The 22,186-nt window shown below is 69.3% G+C and carries 20 protein-coding genes; all 20 read right to left on the minus strand.

The annotated features are described in order from the left end of the window. Positions 1 to 112: 112 nt before the first annotated feature. On the minus strand, positions 113 to 733 hold the full coding sequence (locus tag AB0D18_RS17965) for a response regulator transcription factor (RefSeq protein ID WP_362418741.1): 621 nt from the start codon (positions 731 to 733) through the stop codon (positions 113 to 115). After that, entirely contained in the window at positions 730 to 1,956 is a 1,227-nt protein-coding gene (locus AB0D18_RS17970) for a sensor histidine kinase (protein ID WP_362418744.1), read from the minus strand. The genes AB0D18_RS17965 and AB0D18_RS17970 overlap by 4 nt, the downstream gene beginning before the upstream one ends. Then, complete coding sequence (locus AB0D18_RS17975) at positions 1,953 to 2,690, minus strand: ABC transporter permease (RefSeq protein WP_362418747.1); 738 nt, start codon at positions 2,688 to 2,690, stop codon at positions 1,953 to 1,955. Before AB0D18_RS17975 ends, AB0D18_RS17970 begins: the two co-directional genes overlap by 4 nt. After that, on the minus strand, positions 2,687 to 3,646 hold the full coding sequence (locus AB0D18_RS17980; RefSeq protein ID WP_362418750.1) for an ABC transporter ATP-binding protein: 960 nt from the start codon (positions 3,644 to 3,646) through the stop codon (positions 2,687 to 2,689). The genes AB0D18_RS17975 and AB0D18_RS17980 overlap by 4 nt, the downstream gene beginning before the upstream one ends. 189 nt (positions 3,647 to 3,835) lie before the next feature. Next, a complete protein-coding gene (locus AB0D18_RS17985; protein ID WP_362418753.1) occupies positions 3,836 to 6,145 on the minus strand; it encodes a peptidoglycan binding domain-containing protein in 2,310 nt (769 codons plus the stop codon). Between the two features lie 153 nt (positions 6,146 to 6,298). Beyond that, positions 6,299 to 6,796: a DUF6113 family protein gene (locus AB0D18_RS17990; RefSeq protein ID WP_362418756.1), complete on the minus strand. Its 498-nt coding sequence runs from the start codon at positions 6,794 to 6,796 to the stop codon at positions 6,299 to 6,301. Continuing rightward, a complete protein-coding gene (mshB, locus tag AB0D18_RS17995) occupies positions 6,793 to 7,689 on the minus strand; it encodes an N-acetyl-1-D-myo-inositol-2-amino-2-deoxy-alpha-D-glucopyranoside deacetylase (RefSeq protein WP_362418759.1) in 897 nt (298 codons plus the stop codon). The genes AB0D18_RS17990 and mshB overlap by 4 nt, the downstream gene beginning before the upstream one ends. A 29-nt stretch (positions 7,690 to 7,718) precedes the next feature. Beyond that, entirely contained in the window at positions 7,719 to 7,913 is a 195-nt protein-coding gene (locus AB0D18_RS18000) for a DUF2304 family protein (RefSeq protein WP_362418762.1), read from the minus strand. A gap of 339 nt (positions 7,914 to 8,252) precedes the next feature. Beyond that, positions 8,253 to 9,326 (minus strand): hypothetical protein, encoded by a 1,074-nt coding sequence (locus AB0D18_RS18005; protein WP_362418765.1) that lies wholly within the window; start codon positions 9,324 to 9,326, stop codon positions 8,253 to 8,255. A 213-nt stretch (positions 9,327 to 9,539) separates the two neighbouring features. After that, positions 9,540 to 10,649 carry a dipeptide ABC transporter ATP-binding protein gene (locus tag AB0D18_RS18010; protein ID WP_362418768.1) on the minus strand — a complete coding sequence of 370 codons (1,110 nt, stop codon included), beginning with the start codon at positions 10,647 to 10,649 and terminating at the stop codon, positions 9,540 to 9,542. Further along, positions 10,642 to 11,616 (minus strand): ABC transporter ATP-binding protein, encoded by a 975-nt coding sequence (locus AB0D18_RS18015; protein WP_362418771.1) that lies wholly within the window; start codon positions 11,614 to 11,616, stop codon positions 10,642 to 10,644. Before AB0D18_RS18015 ends, AB0D18_RS18010 begins: the two co-directional genes overlap by 8 nt. Positions 11,617 to 11,630: 14 nt before the next feature. Beyond that, positions 11,631 to 12,545, minus strand: a complete 915-nt coding sequence (locus AB0D18_RS18020; RefSeq protein WP_362418929.1) for an ABC transporter permease — start codon at positions 12,543 to 12,545, stop codon at positions 11,631 to 11,633. 100 nt (positions 12,546 to 12,645) lie between these two features. After that, positions 12,646 to 13,569 (minus strand): ABC transporter permease, encoded by a 924-nt coding sequence (locus tag AB0D18_RS18025; protein WP_362418774.1) that lies wholly within the window; start codon positions 13,567 to 13,569, stop codon positions 12,646 to 12,648. A gap of 49 nt (positions 13,570 to 13,618) precedes the next feature. Then, entirely contained in the window at positions 13,619 to 15,241 is a 1,623-nt protein-coding gene (locus tag AB0D18_RS18030; RefSeq protein WP_362418777.1) for an ABC transporter substrate-binding protein, read from the minus strand. Positions 15,242 to 15,341: 100 nt separating this feature from the next. Next, complete coding sequence (locus AB0D18_RS18035) at positions 15,342 to 15,908, minus strand: GNAT family N-acetyltransferase (RefSeq protein ID WP_362418780.1); 567 nt, start codon at positions 15,906 to 15,908, stop codon at positions 15,342 to 15,344. Between the two features lie 129 nt (positions 15,909 to 16,037). Then, positions 16,038 to 17,183 (minus strand): dipeptide ABC transporter ATP-binding protein, encoded by a 1,146-nt coding sequence (locus AB0D18_RS18040; protein WP_362418783.1) that lies wholly within the window; start codon positions 17,181 to 17,183, stop codon positions 16,038 to 16,040. Continuing rightward, positions 17,176 to 18,225: an ABC transporter ATP-binding protein gene (locus AB0D18_RS18045; RefSeq protein ID WP_362418931.1), complete on the minus strand. Its 1,050-nt coding sequence runs from the start codon at positions 18,223 to 18,225 to the stop codon at positions 17,176 to 17,178. Before AB0D18_RS18045 ends, AB0D18_RS18040 begins: the two co-directional genes overlap by 8 nt. Positions 18,226 to 18,245: 20 nt before the next feature. Then, complete coding sequence (locus AB0D18_RS18050; protein ID WP_362418786.1) at positions 18,246 to 19,208, minus strand: ABC transporter permease; 963 nt, start codon at positions 19,206 to 19,208, stop codon at positions 18,246 to 18,248. Continuing rightward, positions 19,201 to 20,130, minus strand: coding sequence for an ABC transporter permease (locus AB0D18_RS18055; RefSeq protein ID WP_362418789.1), 930 nt, complete (start codon positions 20,128 to 20,130; stop codon positions 19,201 to 19,203). Before AB0D18_RS18055 ends, AB0D18_RS18050 begins: the two co-directional genes overlap by 8 nt. A gap of 81 nt (positions 20,131 to 20,211) precedes the next feature. Next, the gene (locus AB0D18_RS18060; protein WP_362418792.1) at positions 20,212 to 21,843 is read right to left on the minus strand and encodes an ABC transporter substrate-binding protein; all 1,632 of its coding nucleotides are present in this window, start codon (positions 21,841 to 21,843) and stop codon (positions 20,212 to 20,214) included. Positions 21,844 to 22,186: the final 343 nt, after the last annotated feature.

The raw sequence follows: 22,186 nt of genomic DNA on the forward strand, positions 1-22,186 counted from the left end.
TATGACGGAGCGCGTCTCTGGGATGTGACAGGAACCGGGAACTGATGCGAAAAAACTTCTGCGGCCTCGGAAGAGGCCCCCGCGGAGACAGGCCCGCCCGGAAGAGGCCCTCTCAGAGCCAGCCCTTTTCGCGGGCCACGCGGACCGCCTCGGCGCGGTTGCGGGTGGCCAGCTTCTGGATGGCCATGGAGAGGTAGTTGCGGACGGTGCCCTGGGAGAGCTGGAGGGAGGCGGCGATCTCGGCGTTGGTCGAGCCGTCGGCGGCCACCCGCAGGACGTCGCGCTCGCGGTCGGTGAGCGGGTTGGCGCCCCCGGCGAGGGCGGCCGCCGCGAGGGTGGGGTCGATGACGCGCTCGCCCGCGAGGACCTTGCGGACCGCTGCGGCGAGCTGGGCGGCCGGGGCGTCCTTCACCAGGAACGCGTCGGCGCCCGCCTCCATGGCCGTACGGAGGTAGCCGGGGCGGCCGAAGGTGGTGAGGACCACGATCTTCAGCTCCGGGAACTCGGCGCTGAGCCGGGCGGCCGCTTCGATGCCGGTCAGGCCGGGCATCTCGATGTCCAGGAGGGCCACGTCGACGGGTGTCGCACGGGCCGCGGCCAGCACCTCGTCGCCGCGTGCGACCTGGGCGACCACCTCGAAGTCGGGTTCCAGGCCGAGCAGCGCGGCCAGTGCTTCGCGGACCATCGACTGGTCCTCGGCGAGCAGGAGCCTGATGGTGTGGGGGCTGGTCATGCTGCGGATCCTAGGCGCGCCTTGGCCGTGAGGGTAAAACCGGGGGACCCGGTGGGCCTGGTGGAACCGGTGGACCTGGTGAGGCCCGGGGAGCCGGTGGTGGTGTGCACGGTGCCACCGACGGCGGCGAGGCGTTCCTTCATGCCGTTCAGGCCGTTGCCCGCACCGCGTCCGGCCGGTGCTCCCCCGCCGTCGTCCTCGACGGTGAGCTCCAGGTACGGGCCGTCCAGGGTCTGGATCTCGCGCAGCCGCACCGCGCACCGCCGCGCGCCACTGTGCCGTACGACATTGGTGACGGCCTCGCGCAGCGCCCAGGCCAGCGCCTCCTCCTGCTCCGGCGGTACGCAGGTGAGGCCGTCCGGCGGCCCGGCGGGGACCTCGGCCGTGATGCCCGCGGCAGTCAGCGCGGTGCGGGCGCCCGCGAGTTCGCCCGCGAGGGTGGCCCGGCGGTAGCCGGTGACGGCTTCCCGTACGTCGACCAGGGCCTGCCTGCTCACCTTCTCGATGTCGGCGACCTGCTGGGCGGCCTGCTCGGGGTGGCCGGGCAGCATTCGGCCCGCGAGTTCGCTCTTGAGGGTGATCAGGGAGAGCGAGTGGCCGAGCAGGTCGTGCAGGTCGCGGGCGAGGCGCAGCCGTTCCTCGTTGGCGGCGAGCTGGGCGACGGTGGCACGGGCCTGTCTCAACTCGACGGTGGTGCGCACCAGTTGACGTACGCCGGTCATGGCGAAACCGCCGAGAAGGGCCGGGATGAGCACCCCGCCCACCAGCTGGCCGAGCCCTTCGCAGCCGTGGCCGAGGCCGACCAGCAGCAGCGTCGCGGCCACCCCCGGGATTGCCCAGCGCGACATCCGCATCGGCAGGCACGCGCCTGCCGCCACGGAGACGTACACGAAGAGCGTCAGCCAGGCAGGGCCCAGGGTCGGCGAGAGGACGAGGGCGAGGGCGAACAGGACGCCCAGGGAGGCCCAGACGGTGTGGCGGGCCAGCGCTTTGGAGGTGTGCCGGAACACCAGGGCGAAGTAGACGCCGACGAAGGCGGTCAGCCCCAGCCAGCCGAGTACGACGGCCGGGGTCGCGTGCGCGTCGCCGAGGAGGTCGCCCACCGGGGCGCCCATGAAGGCCAGCCAGATGCCGATCCACAGCAGCTTGCCCACGACCAGGCGGCGGTTGTCGACCGGCCGCCCGATCGGGGCGAAGGTTTCCCCCGCCGTCTCCTCTTTCATGCCTTCAGTGTGTCCTTCCGGTAGAGCCAGGCCGCGCCGCCGGCGAAGAGGAGGAAGTATCCGGCGAGGATGGCGACGTCCTTCGCGTGCGGGGCGCCGCCCAGCTCGATGGCCTGGCCGAGGGCGGCGTACGCGTGTGTGGGCAGCCATTCGGCGATGTTCTGCAGCCACTGGGGGTAGAGGGTCGCGGGCATCCACAGGCCACCCAGGATGGACAGGCCGAAGTAGATGATCATCGTAACGGGGCGTACGGCATCACCGCTGGCGAGGTAGCCCAGGGCGACTCCCAGCGCGGCGAAGACGACGCTGCCCGCCCAGATGACGGCGGTGAGCGCGATCCACTGCCAGGCGTCGAGGCGTACGTCCTTGGCGGCCGCCGCGACGACGAAGACGATCACGATGGCGGGCAGCGTGACCACTGCCGAGCCCGCGATCTTCGCGAGGACGTAGCCGCGGCCCGGCAGGCTGGTCAGGCGCAGCTGGCGGACCCAGCCCTTCTCGCGCTCCTTGGCGATGCGCTCGCTGTTGCCCATCAGGACCGAGGTCAGGGCACCGAAGGAGGCCATGGCGACCATGACGAACAGGGGCATGGTCAGGCCGGTGCCCGGCACCTTCTCGCTGCCGGAGGCGCCCGAGATCATCAGGAAGAGGGCGCAGGGGTAGACGATGGAGAAGAACATGAACTTCTTGTTCCGCAGGGTGCGGCGGATTTCGAGCGCGATGAGGGTGTTCATGCGGATGCCTCCTCCTTGTTGCTGCTGTTGCCTTCGGCTTCGGTGCTGTCTTCGGCTGCGGTGCTGTCTTCGGCTGCGGTGATCGCCACGAAGGCCTGTTCCAGGCCGAGGCCCGCGACTTCGAGGTTGCGGGGGTAGACGCCGAGTCCGTACAGCGCGTGGACGGTGGCGTCGGCGTCGTGCGACTGCATGCGGACGGTGCGGCCCGAGACCTCGACGGCGGAGAGGAACGGCAGTGCGCCCAGGGCACGTTCGTCGACCGGGCCCTCCAGGTCGAAGGCGATGCGGCGGGCACCGGCCTTCGCCTTGATCTCGGCCGCGGTGCCGTCGGCGAGCAGCCTGCCCTTGTGCAGGACCAGCACCCGGTCGGCGACGGCGTCGGCCTCCTCCAGGTAGTGCGTGGCGAACAGGACGGTACGGCCCTGGTCGGCCTGCTGGCGCATGGTCGCCCAGAAGGCCTGCCGGGAGGTGACGTCCATGCCGGTGGTGGGCTCGTCGAGGACGATCAGGTCGGCCGCGCCTGCGGTCGCGAGGGCGAAGCGGACGCGCTGCTCCTGGCCGCCGGAGAGCTTGTTGACCATGCGGTCGGCGATCTGGGCGACACCGGCCCGGTCCAGTACGTCCTGCACGGGGTACGGCTTGGGATGCAGGTCGCAGGCGAGCTTGACGATCTCGCGGACCCTGACGTCCTCCATCAGGCCGCCGCTCTGCAGCATCGCGCCGACGCGGCCGTCGGCGATGGCCTGCCTCGGCGTCGTACCGAACAGGTGCACCGTGCCGGAGTCGGCGGGGCGCAGGCCGAGGAGGAGGTCGAGGGTGGTGGATTTGCCGGCGCCGTTGGGGCCGAGGAGGGCGACGGTTTCGCCGGGGTGGAGGTCGAGGGAGAGGTTCGACACGGCCCGGACGCGGCCGTACGCCTTGTTCACTCCGCTGAAGTGGACGGCTGTAGTGGTCATGCCTCAAGGGTGTCGATCCGCGGTCGCGCGCGGCAGAGACGACCGTCCGCTCTTGTGCATGACAGATGTCATGGGCCGGGACGTGACAGAGCCCCCCGCCCCGGCGAACGTCACGGAGCCCCCGTCCCGGTGGGGCATGACAGAGCCCCCGTCCCGGTGGGGGCGGGGGCTCCGGCCACGGCCTGTCCGCTACGAGGCCTTCAGCGGGATCGTCTGGGTACGGTCGGCCGCGGTCTTGCCGAGCAGTGCCTTGCTCATCGCGTCGCGGACGTCCGTCATGGCGACCGGGCGCTTCGTGCCGTCCGCGCTGGTGATCATCACCTGGTCGAACGCCCCGTCGCAGAGCTTCTCCATGGCCGCCAGGTCGTAGACCGGCACCAGCTTTCCGCCCTGCGGCTTCATCGAGAGGATCTTCGGCAGCGACTTCGCGGGCCCGAACCGGATCGACTTGCCGCCCGCCAGGATCTTGACCTGGTCGGACATGGCGGGCTCGGCGAACTCCTTCATCGCGCGGTCGAGTTCGGCCTGGATGATCGTCGGCTGCTTGGCGACGACGGGCAGTTCGACCGGAACCGGCTTTCCGCTCTGGACCTGCTCGCGGTAGGCGTCCCGCACCTTCTTCATCGAGGCCTGCACGTCAAGTGCCTTGCCCGGCTTGCCCGGCACGGCGACGGGCTTGCCCGTGGAGAAGTCGACGGACGCGTCGGACGCCGTGCCCGAGGTGCCCGCAAGCGAGGTCAGAGCGACGGTCAGCTTCTCCTCGTCGACGGGGATCACCGGCTCGGCGATGCGCTCGCCGCCGAACAGCGAGCCGACCACCGACACCGGGTTGTAGTCGCTGCCGGACGCGCCGCGCACCGTCTCCTGGCTGTCCAGGGTCAGGCCCGCGTTGCCGGGCGCCAGCTCCGTCTTCTTGCCGTCGACGGTCAGCTGGAGCGGCAGCGCGCCCCGCTTGCCGAGGACCGAGTCGAGCTTGACGACCGCCTCGTCCTTGGTGCTGCCGCCGATGTCGACGCCGAGGACCGTGGTCCCCTTCGGTACGTCGGAGTGGTTGAGCAGCAGCCCTGCGCCGTAGACGCCACCCGCGACCACGACCAGGCCCGCGACCAGCAGGACCAGCTTGGAGCGGCCCTTCTTCGCGGGCGCGGCGGGCTTGGGTGCGGGCGGCGGGGCGGGCTCGTCGTGTACGGGCGCGGCCTTGCCGAAGTCCGCGGCGCCCGGCGGGTCGGGCAGCCGGGGCGTGAGGTTCGGCCCGCTCGGGAACTGGCTGCGCGGCCCGTCCGGCTGGACCACCGGAACACCGCTGGTCAGGGTGTCGCCCGAGACGTACCCGGGCGGCGTCATCGGACCGGGGCCCGGCGCACCGGCACCCGGCACCGCTTCCCATCCGCGGCCCGGCTCCGATCCCGGTCCAGGGCCCCTTCCCGGCTGGTCGTCGCGCGGGTCGGTCTGCGGGGTGAGGACGGCGGTGTCGTCGGTCATGCCGCCGGCGCCGTTCATGCCGGTGAGCGGCTTCGAACCGTACGGAGAGGGGGACGAGGGCCCGGAAGGGGCCGCGCCCGCAGCGGGCTTCGCCGCCGGCCACGGGCTCGAAGCGGAACCAGCACCGGACCCAGTACCGGAACCGGCACCCGCGCCGGAACCAGAGCCGGAACCGGGACCCGCACCGGGAATCTGGTGCCGGCCCGTGGTTTCCGGCCCGACGCCGCTCGCGATCGCACTGAGACCGCTGACCGGCCCGGACGTCGGCCCGGACGGGCCGGCGGGACCGCCGGAACCGGCAGGACCGCCCGCACCGCCGGAGTTGGCCCGTGATCCCCCGTCGGCGCCCGCCCCGTCCGTGAAGTACGGCAGTCCGTCACGCTGTCCGCCGCCCTGGGCGGGGGACGCCGCGGCCGGCGAAGGCGGCGGCGTGACAGGGGCCTTGCGCGGTGCGAACCAGTCGCTCGTCGGCTTGTCGTCACCGGAAGCGGAAGGAGCTGCGGCACCGGAACCGGAACCGTCCGTCCCGTCGGCGCCCTTGTCCCGTACCGTCGCCCCCTGCACACGTGTCGGCAGCGGGGGCTGCCCGGACGCGGTGGGCGCCCCGGCGGCCTGAGCGGTGGCGCCGGACGCGCCCGATGCGGCGGACGGCGCGGCCGACAGCGGCTCCGAGGGCGGCCACACGGTCTCGCCGGTGGTCTCGCTGCTGCGGCGGCCGTCGGCCGACGGACCGTCACCCTCGGCGTCGTTCATGGGCTTGCGCATGACGACGGGCGGGATGGGACGCGATCCGGGGATGTTGATCCGGATACGGGTCGTCAGGGTCGTCTCGGTCCTGGGCTCGTCCGCCTCCGGAGCCTCGACGGGCTCGTCGTACGCGGCTGCGTCGACGCCGTCCTGGCCGTCCGGGTGGAGCGAGGGATACGGGCTGGATCCGTACGGCGGCGTGCCGGAGGGGTAGGCGGCTGATCCGCGCCCCTGCGCGCCGGAGGACGAACTGTCAGTTTCACGACTCAAGGCAGGTTCTCCCGGTTGGCTCCACCGCCCGTTCTCTTGACCATGTGCTGCTGCGGGCGGCTCGGCGGCGCGCACCACCATACTGTCCGCCGCAGGCACACGCCCCGCAGCCGTGGGAAGGGCACTCTCCGAATCCCGGCAGGAAGTGGTACGTCACTTCCCAAGTCGGGCGGCGGAAGAGCCCGGTTGCGGCAATTGCGGCATGGTGGCGCAGATCACAGCCAGCGCGATGCCGCCCAGCAGGAAGACGCTGGCGCCCGTACCGCCACCGAGAAGACTGTCCCCCTCCGTGCGACCCACGGCGCCGAGGAGCACGGCGACGGTCCAGCCGATGCCGGGGGCGAGGGCGCCGCTCCGGGTGCCCAGTGCGTACGTACCGCCGTAGAAGAGTCCGCCGGCGGCGAGCAGCGAGAGCAGCAGGCCGAGGGGGAGGAGTACGCCGGAGACGAGGGCGCCTGCGAGGCCGGTGGCGGCGCCGACAAGGAAGAGGAGGGCGTAGAGGGGAGCCCGCGCCCAATTGCGCCCCGCGACCCGCACGGTCGCATCCGTCGCCCCTGCTCCTGCGCCTGCGCCTGCGCCTGCCCCTGCGCCTGCCCCGGCCCCCGTCTTCGCCTTCGGCTGTGTCGTGGCCTTGGCCCTCGGGGCGGTCATGCGCCCACCCCGGCGAAGAGGTCGGTCTCGGCCTCGTCCGTGTGGTCGTCCTCGTCACCGCGCGGCGGGAGCACCCGCTCGTAGTACTCGGTGGTGAAGACCGGCTGGGCGAGCTCGTTGGAGAGCAGGAACCACGGTTCGTGGACGGTGATCTGGGTGGCGTGCGCGCGCATCGCGGCCGCCTTCGCGGCGCCGTACGCGGAGCCGTCGATCTCGGTGGTGATGTGCTCGTCGCCCACCACACCGGGGACGTCGTCGACCGGTGCGATGCCGGGGAAGCCGGGGTCCTCCGCACGGAGGCGGGCGAAGGCGGCCTCCGCGACGGGGCGCGGCACGCGGTTCCAGTACACCTTCTCGACGGCGTACGGAACGCCGAAATCCGGCCGGTAGGTGGGCTCCGCCGCAAGCTCGGCGGCGCGCATGGCGACGCGGTGCGCCTGGATGTGGTCGGGGTGCCCGTAACCGCCGTCCGGGTCGTACGTGACCAGCACCTGAGGGCGCACCTCACGGATCACCGCGACGAGGTACGAGGCCGCGGCGTCGGCCTCCGCGTGCCAGAAGGCGTTCTCGCGGTGGTTCTGCGGGGCGCCCATCATTCCGGAGTCACGGAAGCGGCCGGCCCCGCCGAGGAAGCGGTGGTCGGCGACCCCGAGCTCCTTCATGGCGGCGGCCAGCTCGCCTGCCCGGTAAGGACCGAGCGTGTCGTCGCGGTCGGCGGCGAGGTGGGCGAGGGAGGGCGGAATGATCTCGCCCTCCTCGCCCTGGGTGCAGGTCACCAGGGTGACCTGGGCACCCTCGGCCGCATACCTGGCCATGGTGGCGCCGTTGTTGATCGACTCATCGTCGGGGTGTGCGTGCACCAGGAGCAGGCGACGGGTGGGGAGCTCGGTCATGAGGACAGCCTACGAGGCTCCGGCGCTGCTCAGAAGTGGAAGCCTCCCAGCACCCCGGCCACGTTCGTGGTGACGTCCTTGATCGTGGGCGCGATGGACGAGCTGGCCAGATAGAACCCCAGCAGCATGCAGACCACCGCGTGTCCGGCCTTCAGTCCGGCTTTCCGGACCAGCAGGAAGACGACGATCGCCAGCAGCACCACCGCCGAAATCGAGAGTGCCACGGCGGTTCACCTCCACTTGAGTACGGTCGGGACGACGGGACGGGAACGGGCAGCACAACAGGTGCCAGCAGGTCTATACCCACCTAGCGCTACGGATCATAACTATCCGCATCTACGCATTGATCGGTGCACGGCAGCACGAGGGGCGCACGGGGGGCGGGCAGTTGGGGAGCGTGGCTGGAAATCGCCGGTGAGGGGAGGGGAGTTGGGGGGCGGCCCCGCTGCCCAAGAGGGCTCGCGGGCGAGGGGCAGGCAGTTAGGGGCGCGGGGCTGTGTTGATATGCGGCTCCGCCGCGTGGGCGCGATCAGCCACGACGGACCCGCACGATGCCCACCGCCCTACCAGCCCGGCGGCCGCGCCGAAGGCGGCGGCGGGCTGACGCCGGAGCCGGGCCCTGGACCGGGCCCATGACCGGGCCCGGAGCCGGGCCCAGGACCGGGCCCAGACACACCCCCGTACCCGTCGTAGACATTCGCTGCGAGCCGCCGCCCACCCCCCACCCCCACTCCCCCACGCCCCAGCACAAGCACCAGCACCACCCCCGCCACCAGGGAGAACACCCACCAGGCCACCATGAGTTGCTCGACCAGGTCGAGAGCGCCGAGTCCCGCGAACAGGTTCGCGCGGACCGCCACCGACACCCCCGCCGCCCCGCTCACCCCGACCAGCGCCGCGCCCACCAGCCCCAGTGGCCGGGAGTGCACCGCGCCCGCGAGCGCCCCGCACGCGCCGGTGAGCGTGACGGCCACGACGACCAAGGAGGCCCAGCCCGCCGGCATGCCCAGGAGCTGCAGCGCCGCGCCCCCGCCCGTGAAGCGGTCCGCGTACAGCGACAGCGGTCCTGGGTTCTGGAGGTACCAGTGGACCTCCCAGGCCGCCGCGCCCGCCCCGGCCGCCCCCAGGAGCAGGAACGCGGTGATGCCCGCGCCCCGGCCCGGCCTCGTCGGCGCGGTGCCACGGCCGTACGAACGCAGCGGCCTGCGCCCCGCCACGACCACGATCAGCAGCGCCGCCGCCAGTCCGAGCGCCACGAAGGTGCTGAGCATGGCCCGCATCCTGAGCCCGTTCGGATACACCTCCGCGAATCCGTCGGCCCACAGTGCGGGGGCGCGTACGGCGAGGGTGACGAGGCCGGTCACGGCGAGGGAGGAGGCAGCGACGGGCGAGCGGAACGCGCCGATCGCCACGACGACGTACACACACAGCAGTACCAAGTCGTAGAGCGTGGTCGCCGTGAGGAAGCGGTCGGGGCCGCTGCCCGCCCATGCCCACCACAGCCTGGCCGGATCGTCGACGAGGCGCAGATCGCGGTTGATCCAGAGCGCGGTCAGGACGGCGAGCAGCAGGCACACCCCGCTGCCCGTGAACCGTGCGCCGCGTACGAGTGACTGAGGCTCCCCCGTCGGTCCCATGGGTGAATGGTCCCCCGTGGTACGGGAGTTGAACAAGAGGCAGGCGTTCGCTTTCGTAACGCACTTGAGCAAACAGCACCTGTGCAAACGGCGACCGGCCGGGGCGACATGGCGCACCCCGGCCGGTCCACGGCACCCGCACGGCCGTACGTTCCTCAGCCTGACGGCTGTGCGTATCGCGGGCGTTGCCCGCGTGTTAACAGGCCCCGCACCTCAGCGCGGCACCACCACCCGCTCCTCCGCGAAGTGGCACGCCGAGTCGTGGACCGCCGGGCTGTCCGCGTCCCGGAAGACCGCCGGTACCGCCAGCAGGGGGACCTCCTGTGCGCACCGCTCCTGCGCCTTCCAGCAGCGGGTGCGGAAGCGGCAGCCCGACGGCGGGTTGGCGGGCGAGGGCACGTCGCCGCTGAGGATGATGCGCTCGCGATGGTCGCGGGCGGTCGGGTCGGGGACGGGGACGGCGGAGAGCAGCGCCTGGGTGTAGGGGTGGGTGGGGTGCTCGTAGATCTCGGCGTCGCTGCCGATCTCGACGATCCGTCCCAGGTACATGACGCCGACGCGGTCGGAGATGTGCCGGACGATCGAGAGGTCGTGCGCGATGAAGAGGTAGGAGAGGTTGAACTCCTGCTGGAGCCGGTCCAGCAGGTTGATGACCTGGGCCTGGACGGACACGTCGAGGGCCGAGACCGGTTCGTCGGCGACGATGATCTCGGGGTTGAGGGCGAGGCCGCGGGCGATGCCGATGCGCTGGCGCTGGCCGCCGGAGAACTGGTGCGGGTAGCGGTTGATGTACTCGGGGTTGAGGCCGACGACGTCCAGGAGGTCCTGGACCTTGCGCCGCCGGTTGCCCTTGGGAGCCACCTCGGGGTGGATCTCGTACGGTTCGCCGATGATGTCGCCGACCGTCATCCGGGGGTTCAGGGAGGTGTACGGGTCCTGGAAGACCATCTGGATGTTCCGGCGGACGGCCTTGAGGGCCTTGCCTGACAGCTTGGTGATGTCCTCGCCCTTGTAGCGGATGGCCCCGGACGTGGGCTGTTCCAGCTGGACGAGCAGCTTGGCGACGGTCGACTTGCCGCAGCCGGACTCGCCGACGATGCCGAGGGTCTCGCCCGCGCCGAGGTCGAAGGAGACGCCGTCGACGGCCTTGACCGCGCCGACCACCTTCTTGCGGACGATGCCCTGGGTGAGCGGGTAGTGCTTGACCAGGCCGCGTACTTCCAGGATGGGTTCGGACCCGTCGACGGGCGGGTCGACGTGCCCGTCCGCGGGCCGGTCGGCGGGTGCGTCGGCCCCGGTACCGAACGTCACGAGCTCAGCCATCGAGCGTCTCCTTCCAGAAGTAGCAGGCGCTCTGGCGGCCCTCGGCCACGTCGAACAGCGGCGGTACGTCGGTCCGGCAGATGTCCTGGGCCATCGGGCAGCGCGGGTTGAAGGCGCAGCCCGGCGGGATGTGCAGCAGGTTGGGCGGCAGGCCCTTGATCGCGTACAGCTCCTGGCCCTTCTGGTCCAGGCGCGGGATCGATTCGAGGAGGCCCTTGGTGTACGGGTGGGCGGGGTTCTTGTAGATCTCGTGGACGGGGGCGTTCTCGACGATCCGGCCCGCGTACATGACGGCGATCTTGTCGGCGACGTCCGCGACCACGCCGAGGTCGTGGGTGATCAGGATGAGCCCCATGTTCAGCTCGCGCTGCAACTCCGCGAGCAGGTCCATGACCTGGGCCTGTACGGTCACGTCGAGCGCGGTCGTCGGCTCGTCGGCGATGATCAGTTTCGGTTCCAGGGCGAGCGCCATCGCGATCATGATGCGCTGGCGCATGCCGCCGGAGAACTGGTGCGGGTACTGCCCCACCCGTTCCTTGGCGGCCGGGATGCGTACCCGGTCCATCAGCTCGACGGCCTTCGCCCGGGACTGCTTCTTCGACATTCCCCGGTGCACGACGAACATCTCGCCGAGCTGGTCGCCGACGGAGAGCACCGGGTTCAGGGACGACAGCGCGTCCTGGAAGATCATGGCCATTCCGGCGCCGCGGATCTTGCGCCGCTGCTCCTCCTTGTACTTCAGGATGTCCTGGCCCTCGAAGAGGATCTCGCCCTGGGGGATGCGCCCCGGCGGCATGTCGAGGATGCCCATGACGGCCTGTGCGGTCACCGACTTGCCGGAGCCCGACTCGCCGAGCACGGCGAGGGTCTCGCCCTCGTCGACGCTGTAGTTGACCCCGTTGACGGCCTTGACCACACCGTCGCGGGTCTTGAACTCCACGTGCAGGTCTCGTACTTCGAGCAGCATGTCAGCAGCACCCTCTATCGCAGCTTGGGGTCGAGGGCGTCGCGCACCGCGTCGCCGAGCATGATGAACGCGAGGACCGTGATCGCGAGCGCTCCGGCCGGCCAGAGCAGCATGTGGGGCGCGTTGCGGACGTACGCCGAAGCGGACGAGATGTCGATGCCCCACGAGACGGTCGGCGCCTTCAGGCCGACGCCCAGGTAGGAGAGCGTCGCTTCGAGGGCGATGTACGTGCCCAGTGCGATGGTCGCGACGACGATGACCGGCGCGATCGCGTTCGGGGCGATGTGCCGCAGCAGCATCCGGGAGTTGCCCGCGCCCAGGGCCCGTGCGGCCTGTACGTAGTCGTTCTGCTTGGCGGTGATGACCGAGCCGCGGGCGATCCGGGCGAGCTGCGGCCAGCCGAGCAGCACGATGAAGGTGATCACCGGCCAGACGGTGGTGCCGGGGACGACGGACAGGAAGACCAGGCCGCCGAGGACGACGGGGATCGCGAAGAAGACGTCCGTGATGCGGGAGAGCACCGAGTCGAACCAGCCGCCGAAGAAGCCCGCGAGCCCGCCGAGGACGCTGCCGAGCAGGGCGACGCCGATGGTGGCGCAGACGCCGACGGTGACCGAGGCCCTGGCCCCGTACACCGTACGGGTGTAGACGTCGCAGCCCTGGCCGTTGAAGCCGAAGGGGTGGCCCGGCTGGGAGCTCTGCTGGGCCTTGCCGAGGTCGCAGGCGAGGGGGTCGCCGGAGGCGATGACCGAGGGCCACAGCGAGATGAACACCAGGAACGCGATGATCAGGGCGGAGACGAGGAAGACCGGGTTGCGGCGCAGGTCGTGCCAGGCGTCGGACCACAGGCTGCGTGCCTTGTCGCCGCCGCCCTGCCCGGAGCTCGGGGGCTTCTCCAGGCTGGCGCCCTCGGCGACCGCGAGGTCCATCGCACCGCCTGAGCCGCCGAGTGAGGAGATCGCGCCCTCGTCGTTCGGGTTCGGCCACTGCGGGCCCCGCGGGTCCTGCGGGTTCTGGGGGTTCTTGGGCTCAGGCATACCGGATCCTCGGGTCGAGAACGGCGTACAAGAGGTCGACGATCAGGTTCGCCACCAGGAAGACCAGCACCAGGACGGTCACGAAGCCGACGACGGTCTGCGAGCTCTGCCGGACGATGCCCTGGTAGAGCTGGTAGCCGACGCCGTGGATGTTGAAGATGCGCTCGGTGACGATCGCGCCGCCCATCAGGGCACCGATGTCGGTGCCGACGAAGGTGACCACCGGGATCAGGGAGTTGCGCAGCAGGTGCCGGCTGATGATCCGGCGGCGCGGCAGGCCCTTGGCGACGGCGGTACGGACATAGTCGGCGCGGGCGTTCTCGGCGACCGAGGTACGGGTGAGGCGGGTGACGTACGCGAGGGAGACCGAGGCCAGCACGAGGCCGGGGATGAGGAGTTCGTCGATCGTGGCGGCCGGGGAGACGGCCGGTTTGATCAGGCCCCACTTCACGCCGAGCAGCAGCTGGAGCAGCAGTCCCGTGACGAAGGTGGGGATGGAGATGACGACGAGGGTCAGGATCAGCACCCCGGTGTCGATCGGGCGGCCCCGGCGGAGCCCGGTGAGTACGCCGAGGCTGATGCCGATGACGATCTCGAAGACGATCGCCACCACGGTGAGGCGGGCGGTGACCGGGAAGGCGGTCCCCATCAGCTCGGTGACCTTCTGGCCGTTGAAGGCCTTGCCGAAGTCACCGGTGAACAGGTTCCCCATGTAGGTCAGGTATTGCTGCCAGACCGGCTTGTCGAGGCCGAAGTCGGCCTTGAGCTGTGCGGCGGTCGCCGGATCGCACTTGCGGTCGCCGCACAGCCCCGCGACGGGGTCGCCCATCACGTTGACCATCAGGAAGATCAGCAGCGTGGCACCGAAGAAGACCGGGATCATCTGGAGCAGACGCCGGATCACATAACGTCCCATGAAGGGCTCCCGTGGTCGTCGTGACGGATCAACTGGGCTGCTGGGGCAGTCAGCTGACCTTCAGCTCGTTGTAGACCGGGATGCTGAACGGGTTCAGCGCGACGCCCGAGGTGCGCTCGGAGTACGCGGCGGAGCCGTTCTGGTACCAGAGCGGGATGGCGGCCATCTGGTCGGCGACGACCTTCTCGGCCTCCTGGAACTTGGTGATGGCCTTCTTGGTGTCGGTCTCCGCGTTGGCCTCCTTGAGGAGGCGGTCGAAGTCCTTGTCGGACCACTTGCCGTCGTTGGAGGAGGCGCCCGTCGCGTACAGCGGCTCCAGGAAGTTCTGGATCAGCGGGTAGTCCATCTGCCAGCCGGCCCGGAAGGGGCCGGTGAGCTTCTGGGTGCTGGCCTGGGCGCGGAAGTCGGCGAAGGTGCCGATCGGGTTGCCGACGCACGCCTTGTTGTTGCCCAGCGCGTTGTTGATGCTGTTGCAGACGGCGTCCACCCACTCCTTGTGGGAGCCGGTGTCCGCGTTGTACGAGATGGACATCTGGCCGCCCGGGATGCCGCCGCCCTCGGCGACGAGCTTCTTGGCCTCGGCCGCGTTGTACTCGCAGGAGGCGCCGCACAGCCCGGCCTTGTAGCCGCCGGCCGCGCCGAGCACCGGGGAGGTCCAGTCGGTGGCGGGGGTGCGGGTCTTCTGGAAGATCGTGTCGGTGATCTGGGCCCGGTTGATGGCCATCGACAGGCCCTTGCGGAGCTTCTCGGAGCCCGGCTTGTTCCACTTCGCGTCGTAGAACGGGAAGGAGAGCGTCTGGATGATGCCGGCCGGGGTGTTGAGGTAGCGGCCGCCGAGGTCGTTCTTGACGTTCTTGAGCTGGGCGGCGGGCACGTCGTCGAGCAGGTCGAGGTTGCCGGCCGTCAGGTCGGTGTAGGCGGTGCCGTAGTCGCTGTAGACCTTGAGGTCCACGCCCTCGTTCTTCGCCTTGTCGGTGCCCGGGTAGTCGGCCCACTTGCGCAGGCTCATCACCGAGCCCTTGTCGTAACTCTTGACGGTGTACGGGCCGTTGCCGACCGGCGTCTTGAGGAAGCTGTCGTGGTCGTCGAAGAAGACCTTGGGCAGCGGGGCGAACGCGGCGTAGCCGAGCGTCTCGGGCCAGGTGGAGAACTTCTGGGTGAGCTTGACCGTGAAGGTGTTCTCGCCTGTGACCTTGAGTCCCGACAGGGTCTCGGCGGTGGCCGCGCCCTTCTCGGGGTGGACCTTGTCGTACCCCTCGATGTAGCCGAAGAAGGGGGCGTTCTTCTGCTTGTTCTTGAGGTGCGCGGCGTAGTTCCAGGCGTCCACGAAGGACTTGGCGGTCACTTTCTCGCCATTGCTGAACTTCCAGCCGTTCTTGACCGTGACGGTGAAGTTCTGCGAGTCGGTGGTCTCGAACTTCTCGGCGAGCATGTCCTCGGCCGCGCCGGTCTTCGGGTTGTACCGCTTGAGGCCCCGGAAGAGCATCTCCAGAACCTTGCCGCCCTGCACCTCGTTGGTGTTGGCGGGCTCCAGGGGGTTCTGCGGGTCACCCCACGACGCGCTGACCACGCCCGCCTCGCCGCCGCCGCTTCCTCCGCCGCCGCAGGCGGTCGCCGCGAGGGCGACCGCTGCCGCGCATGCGGCCCACTTGGCGTGCCTGGCTCCGCGCATGGAGTTCCTCCTAGAGTCCCAATGACGACTTAGGGACTCATATCACCCCATTTGGTGCGCTGACGCATCTTCATGGCGGCCATCTGCACACCCCGCCCGGTCAGCCGATCGACGGCACGGAGTCGGTCGCGAGGCGGGCGTGGACATGCATGTCGACGTACACCCCCGGTGCGGGCGCGGGCAGGCCGCCCCGGGCCACGCCCTCCGCCATGTACCCGGTGCGCAGCGCCACCCGGCAGGACTGCTCGTTGCCCACGGCGTGGCCCAGCTCGATCCGGTGCAGAGCGACCTCCGCGAAGCTCCAGCGGGTGCACAGCTCCACGGCCCGGGTGACCACGCCCCTCCCCCGCGCCCCGGGCATCAGCCAGTACCCGATGCCGGCGCAGCCGCGCACCGGCTCGATCTGGTGCAGGCCGACGGAGCCGAGCACCTCGCCCGTCGCCGCGTCCGTGATGCAGTACTGGGCGAGGTCGCCGCGCGCCCAGCCCTCGGCCCGGGAGCGGATCTGCCGCAACGCCCCGGCCTCGTCCAGCGGCCCGTCCGTCATGCCGTCCCAGCGGCGGTACTCGGGGTCGTTCATCCCCTCCCGCAACGCCGCCGTGTCCGTCTCCCGCCACTCCCGCAGCCGCAGGCCGAATCCGGTCAGCTCGGTAAAGGTCAGGGTCATGAGCGTTGCTCCTTCTCGTACGTACGGGAAAACCTGCCGCCGGCCGCCCGGAAACGACGCCGCCCCCGCCCCGAGCGGACTCGGGGCGGGGGCGGCGGTGAAAAGGGCGGAGCGTACGGGTGCGGAGGGTCAGGCCGCGCCCACCACGTCCTTCTCCTCGGCGAAGTGGCACGCCGATTCGTGGGCCGCCGGAGTGTCCTGACCCGTGAACCGGGTCGGGATCGCCAGCAGCGGCTCCTCCTTGGCGCACTTGTCCTCTGCCTTCCAGCAGCGGGTGCGGAAGCGGCAGCCCGACGGCGGGTTGGCCGGCGAGGGCACGTCGCCGCTGAGGATGATCCGCTCGCGGTGCTCACGGGCGGACGGGTCCGGCACCGGAACGGCCGACAGCAGCGCCTGGGTGTAGGGGTGCGTCGGGTGCTCGTAGATCGCCGCGTCGCTGCCGATCTCGGCCATCTTGCCCAGGTACATCACGCCGACCCGGTCGGAGATGTGCCGGACGATGGACAGGTCGTGCGCGATGAAGAGGTAGGAGAGGTTGAACTCGTCCTGGAGCTTCTCCATCAGGTTGATGACCTGCGCCTGGACGGAGACGTCCAGGGCCGAGACGGGCTCGTCGCAGATGATGATCTCCGGGTTGAGCGCGAGGCCGCGGGCGATGCCGATGCGCTGGCGCTGACCGCCGGAGAACTGGTGCGGGTAGCGGTTGATGTACTCCGGGTTCAGACCGACGACGTCCAGAAGGTCCTGGACCTTGCGCCGCCGGTCGCCCTTCGGGGCCACCTCGGGGTGGATCTCGAAGGGCTCCCCGATGATGTCGCCGACCGTCATGCGCGGGTTCAGCGAGGTGTACGGGTCCTGGAACACCATCTGGATGTTCCGGCGGACGGCCTTGAGGGCCTTGCCGGTCAGCTTGGTGATGTCCTGGCCCTTGTAGAAGACCTCGCCCGCGGTCGCCGTCTCCAGCGTCATCAGGAGCCTGGCGACCGTGGACTTGCCACAGCCGGACTCGCCGACGATGCCCAGGGTCTCGCCCTGGTACAGGTCGAAGGAGATGCCGTCGACGGCCTTGACCGCGCCGACCTGCTTCTTGATCAGGACGCCCTGGGTGAGCGGGAAGTGCTTCACCAGGTTGCGGACCTGGAGGATCGGCTCGCCGCGCTCGACGGGCTTCTCCAGGGCTGCGACGGCCTGCGTCTCGGACGCCACGTCGACGACCTCGACCTCGGAGACGTTCGGGGTGGCGTCCACCGGCTCGTTCTTGGTGGGCTCAGCCATGGATCGTCTCCTTCCAGAAGTGGCACGCGCTGCCGCGACCGGTCAGGTCGCCGCCGTCCCGCTCGGTCACCTGGACCAGCGGCGGCACGTCCGTGCGGCAGATGTCCTGCGCCTTGGGGCAGCGCGGGTTGAACGCGCAACCGCTCGGGATCTTCAGCAGGTTGGGCGGCAGGCCCTTGATCGCGTACAGCTCCTGGCCCTTCTGGTCCAGGCGCGGAATCGATTCGAGGAGACCCTTGGTGTACGGGTGCGCCGGGCGCTTGTAGATCTCGTGGACCGGAGCGGTCTCGACGATCCGGCCCGCGTACATCACCGCGATCTTGTCCGCGACGTCGGCGACGACGCCGAGGTCGTGGGTGATCAGGATCAGACCCATGTTGTACTCGCGCTGCAACTCCGCGAGCAGGTCCATGACCTGGGCCTGAACGGTCACGTCGAGGGCCGTGGTCGGCTCGTCCGCGATGATCAGGTCCGGCTCCAGGGCGAGCGCCATCGCGATCATGATGCGCTGGCGCATACCGCCGGAGAACTGGTGCGGGTAGTCGTTGACCCGCTCCCTGGCCGCCGGGATCTTGACCTTGTCCATCAGCTCGATGGCCTTGGCCTTGGCGTCCTTGCGGCTGAGGCCCTCGTGCACCCGGTACATCTCGCCGAGCTGGTAGCCCACCGAGAGAACGGGGTTGAGGGAGGACAGCGCGTCCTGGAAGATCATCGCGATCTTTCGGCCGCGGATCTTCCGGCGCTCCTCGTTGGACATCTTGAGCATGTCCTGGCCGCGGAAGAGGATCTCGCCCTGCGGGATCTTGCCGGGCGGCATGTCGAGGATGCCCATGATCGCCTGGGCGGTCACCGACTTGCCGGAGCCCGACTCGCCGAGCACGGCGAGGGTCTCGCCGGCCTCGACCGAGTAGTTGACACCGTTGACGGCCTTGGCCACGCCCTCGCGGGTGTGGAACTCGACGTGCAGGTCGCGCACATCGAGCAGGGGGCCGTTGTTCTCGCCGTCGGAGGAGAGGACGGGCACGTTCGCTGGTTTGTCCATGATGGTCACGTACGCCTCCCTCAGCGCAGCTTCGGGTCGAGGGCTTCGCGCACGGCGTCACCCATCATGATGAACGCCAGGACGGTCAGGCTGAGCAGACCGGCCGGGAAGATCAGGGTGTGCGGGTTGTTGCGGATGTCCTGTGTGGCGTCGGCGATGTCGCCGCCCCACGAGATGGAGTCACCGCCCAGGCCCAGGCCCAGGAACGACAGCGTCGACTCGGCGACGATGTACGTGCCGAGGGCGATGGTCGCGACGACGATCACCGGCGCGATCGCGTTCGGCAGGATGTGCCGGACCAGGATCCGCTTGGTGTCCGCGCCGAGTGCCTTGGCCGCCACCACGTAGTCCGCGTGCTTGGTCGTGATGACCGCACCGCGCATCACGCGGGCGATCTGCGTCCAGCCGAGGAAGGCCAGGGCGCCCGTGACGACCAAGACCGTGCGGTCGGTGAAGGCGTTCAGGACGACCATCGCGCCGAGCAGGAACGGGATGCCGAAGAAGACGTCGGTGAGACGCGAGATCAGGCTGTCCCAGAAGCCGCCGAAGTAGCCGGCCAGCATGCCGAACAGGCCGCCGAAGACGGTGACCAGGATCGTGACGCCGAGGCCGACCATGATGGAGTTCCGGGCGCCGTAGAGCGTACGGGAGTAGATGCTGCGTCCCGTGCGGTCGTAGCCGAACCAGTCCTCCTGGAAGAAGTGCCCGAGTTCGGGCTTGCCCAGGAAGTGGTTGGCCTGGTCGCCGATGGAGGGGCTGGCGCTGGTGAACAGGCCGGGGAAGGCCGCCACCACGAGCATCAGCAGGATCAGTGCCGACGAGATCACGAACAGCGGGTTGCGCCGCAGGTCGCGCCAGGCGTCGGCGCCGAGACTGCGCGCCTTCTCCGCAGCGGGTCCGGCGTCCGTGGTGATCGGCTCGCCCGCGACCACGTGGGCGGCGGCATCCTTGGCGTCGGTCCCAGTCTTTGTGAGGTCAGGCATAACGGATCCTCGGGTCCAGGACCGCGTAAAGCAGGTCGACGAGCAGGCTGGCGAGGAGGTACACGAGCACCAGGACGGTGACGACACCGACGATGATCGTGCCCTCACGGCGGGCGATCGCCTGGAAGAGGAGGTTGCCGATGCCCGTGACGTTGAAGATGCCCTCGGTGATGACCGCGCCGCCCATCAGGCTGCCGATGTCCGTGCCCAGGTAAGTGACCACGGGAATCAGCGAGTTGCGCAGCAGGTGCCGGGTGACGATGCGCTGCCGGGGCAGGCCCTTGGCGACGGCGGTACGTATGTAGTCCGCCGACTTGTTCTCGGCGATCGAGGTACGCGTGAGCCGTGCCACGTACGCCAGGCCGACCAGGCCCAGTACGAGTGCCGGAACCATGAGCTGGCTGAAGCTCTCGGAGTCCTGCACGGTCGGGGTGATCCAGCCCAGCTCGTTGCCGAAGTACAGCTGGAAGCCGAGACCCACGACGAAGATCGGAACGGAGATCACCAGCAGCGTGAACAGCGTCACGCCGGTGTCGATGACCTTCCCGCGGCGGATGCCCGCAAGCACGCCGAGGGTGATGCCGACGACAAGCTCGAAGCCCCACGCCATGGAGGCGAGACGGATCGAGACCGGGAAGGCCTGTGCGATGTCGTCGAGCACGGGCCTGCCACCCGCGATGGTCCTACCGAAGTCTCCCTTGAACAGCCCGCCCATGTAGTGCAGGTACTGCTGCCACAGCGGGAGGTCCAGACCTCGGTCGTGCCGGATCTGCGCGACCTGCGCCGGGTCCGGCGGCTTGTCCCCCCACAGCGCCGCAACCGGGTCGCCGGGGAGCACATTGACCATGAGGAAAATAAGCAGGGTTGTCCCGATGAAAACCGGGATCATCTGGAGCAGTCGCCTAGCGACGTAGCGCCCCATTGGTGCCTCCGTCCATTGCGGAGCCGCCCGAAGCGACGCCCGGGATCGCCGGGCGTCGCTTCGGGAACGGATCTCCGGCGACTACTTCTTGAAGACCTCGACCTCAGAGAGGATCGGGTCGCCCGCCTGGTCGAACTCAACGCTCTTCACGTTGTTCGAGTGGGCGGAGTTGATCTGGTTGTAGAAGAGCGGGATGCCCGGCATCGTGTTGACCAGCTGCTTCTCAGCCTCCTGGTACAGCTTCGCCGACTCGTCGATCGTCTTGGCCTGGTCGGCCTTCTTGGAGAGCTCGTCGAACTTCTTGTCCGAGAAGCCGCCCTTGTTGCCGTCGACGCCCGTGCCGTACAGGTCGGCCAGGAAGTTGCCGTTGAACGGGTAGTCCAGGGTCCAGCCGGAGCGGTAGAAGGACTTGACCTTCTTCTTGTCCCGGATCTCGGTGTCGGCCTGGAAGTCCGTCACCGGGTCGCCCGTGCACTTCACACCGGTGTTCTTGGTGATGTCGTTGCAGACGGCCGTGACCCAGCCCTTGTGCGGCTGGTCGGCGTTGTACTGGATGGTCATCGCCTTACCGGGGACACCACCACCGGCCTCGATGAGCTTCTTGGCCTTCTCCGGGTTGAACGTGCAGACCTCGCCGCAGGCGTTCTCCTGGTAGCCCTTGACGCCCGGGGCGACCCAGCCGGTGGCCGGCTTGCGGTTGCCGTAGAACGTGGTCTTGGCGATCGTGGCGCGGTCAATGGCCATCGACAGGCCCTGCAGGACCCGGACGTCGATGTTCTTCCACTGGTCCGTGTAGAACGCCGGGTTCATCGTGTTGATCGCCGAGAACTCGGACGTGATCGCACGCTTGCCGAAGTCCTGCTTGTAGTTGGCGAGTTCGCTGTCCGGAGCCAGCGGCATCGTGTCCACGTTGTCCGAGCGCAGGTCGTTGTAGGCCGCGGTCGGCGTCGTGTACGCCTTGAAGTCGACGCCACCGTTCTTCGGCTTCTTGGCGCCCTTGTAGTCGGCCCAGGCGGCAACCTTGATCGACTTCTTGCGCTGCCAGGACGTGAACTTGTAGGGACCGTTGCCGACCGGCTTCTCGCCGTACGTCTTCGGGTCCTTCAGCGCTGCGGCGGGCAGCGGGTAGAACGGCGAGTACACCAGCTTGTAGGCGTAGTACGGGATGCCGTTGGTCAGCGTGATGGTGAAGGTGTTCTCGTCGACGACCTTCAGGCCGGACATCGTCGTGCCGGTGCCCTTGCCCTTCGCCGGGTGCACGGCCTCGTAGCCGACGATGTCGCGGTACCAGGCGCTGTTCTGCTGGCCGTTGGCCGGGTTGGCGGCCCAGTTCCAGGCGTCGACGTACGACTTGGCCGTGACGGCGTCGCCGTTGTGGAACTTCCAGCCGGCCTTCAGCTTGACCGTCCACACCTTGTTGTTCGCGTCAGGCGTGACCGACTCGGCGTTCTCGTTCACGATGTTGCCGGCCTTGTCATAGCTGACCAGACCCGTGAAGAGGGAGTTGATGACGACGCTGCCGTACGCCTCCATGGTGTTGGCCGGCTGCAGAGGGTTCTGCGGCTCACCATTGGCGTAGCTGACGATCCCCTTGGGGTCGACTGTCTTGTTGGCGTTGTCGCTGCCACTGTCCTTGCCGCCACCACAAGCTGTCGCTGCGAGCGCGACCACACCTGCCATGGCGACCCACTTGGCGCTCTTGGCACCACGCATGGGTTTCCTCCTCATGAGTCCACTTGTTAACTGCAAGAGAGGGCACAGGTGCACTCGCCGACACCCCTGACGGCGAGAAGATTCTGGTGCCCCAGTGTGCTCGTGAGTCGGCGCTCCCCACAGCGCGTGACCCATTGACCCGAGCTCAATGGAGCCAACTATTAAGTACGCCCGGACCGTAAACCACACTTAAAGGGTCTCGTTTTGACAACATCACTTACCCCTCAGTGCCCGAAATCCGGACAAACCGATCACAGACAGACACACCCGAAACGGACTGTTAACGCAACTTCCGGAGAACCTAGATCGATATCCGGACACTCACCCCAAGAAATTGACTTGA

It is taken from the genome of Streptomyces sp. NPDC048442 (assembly GCF_040651475.1).
Classification (GTDB): Bacteria; Actinomycetota; Actinomycetes; order Streptomycetales; family Streptomycetaceae; genus Streptomyces.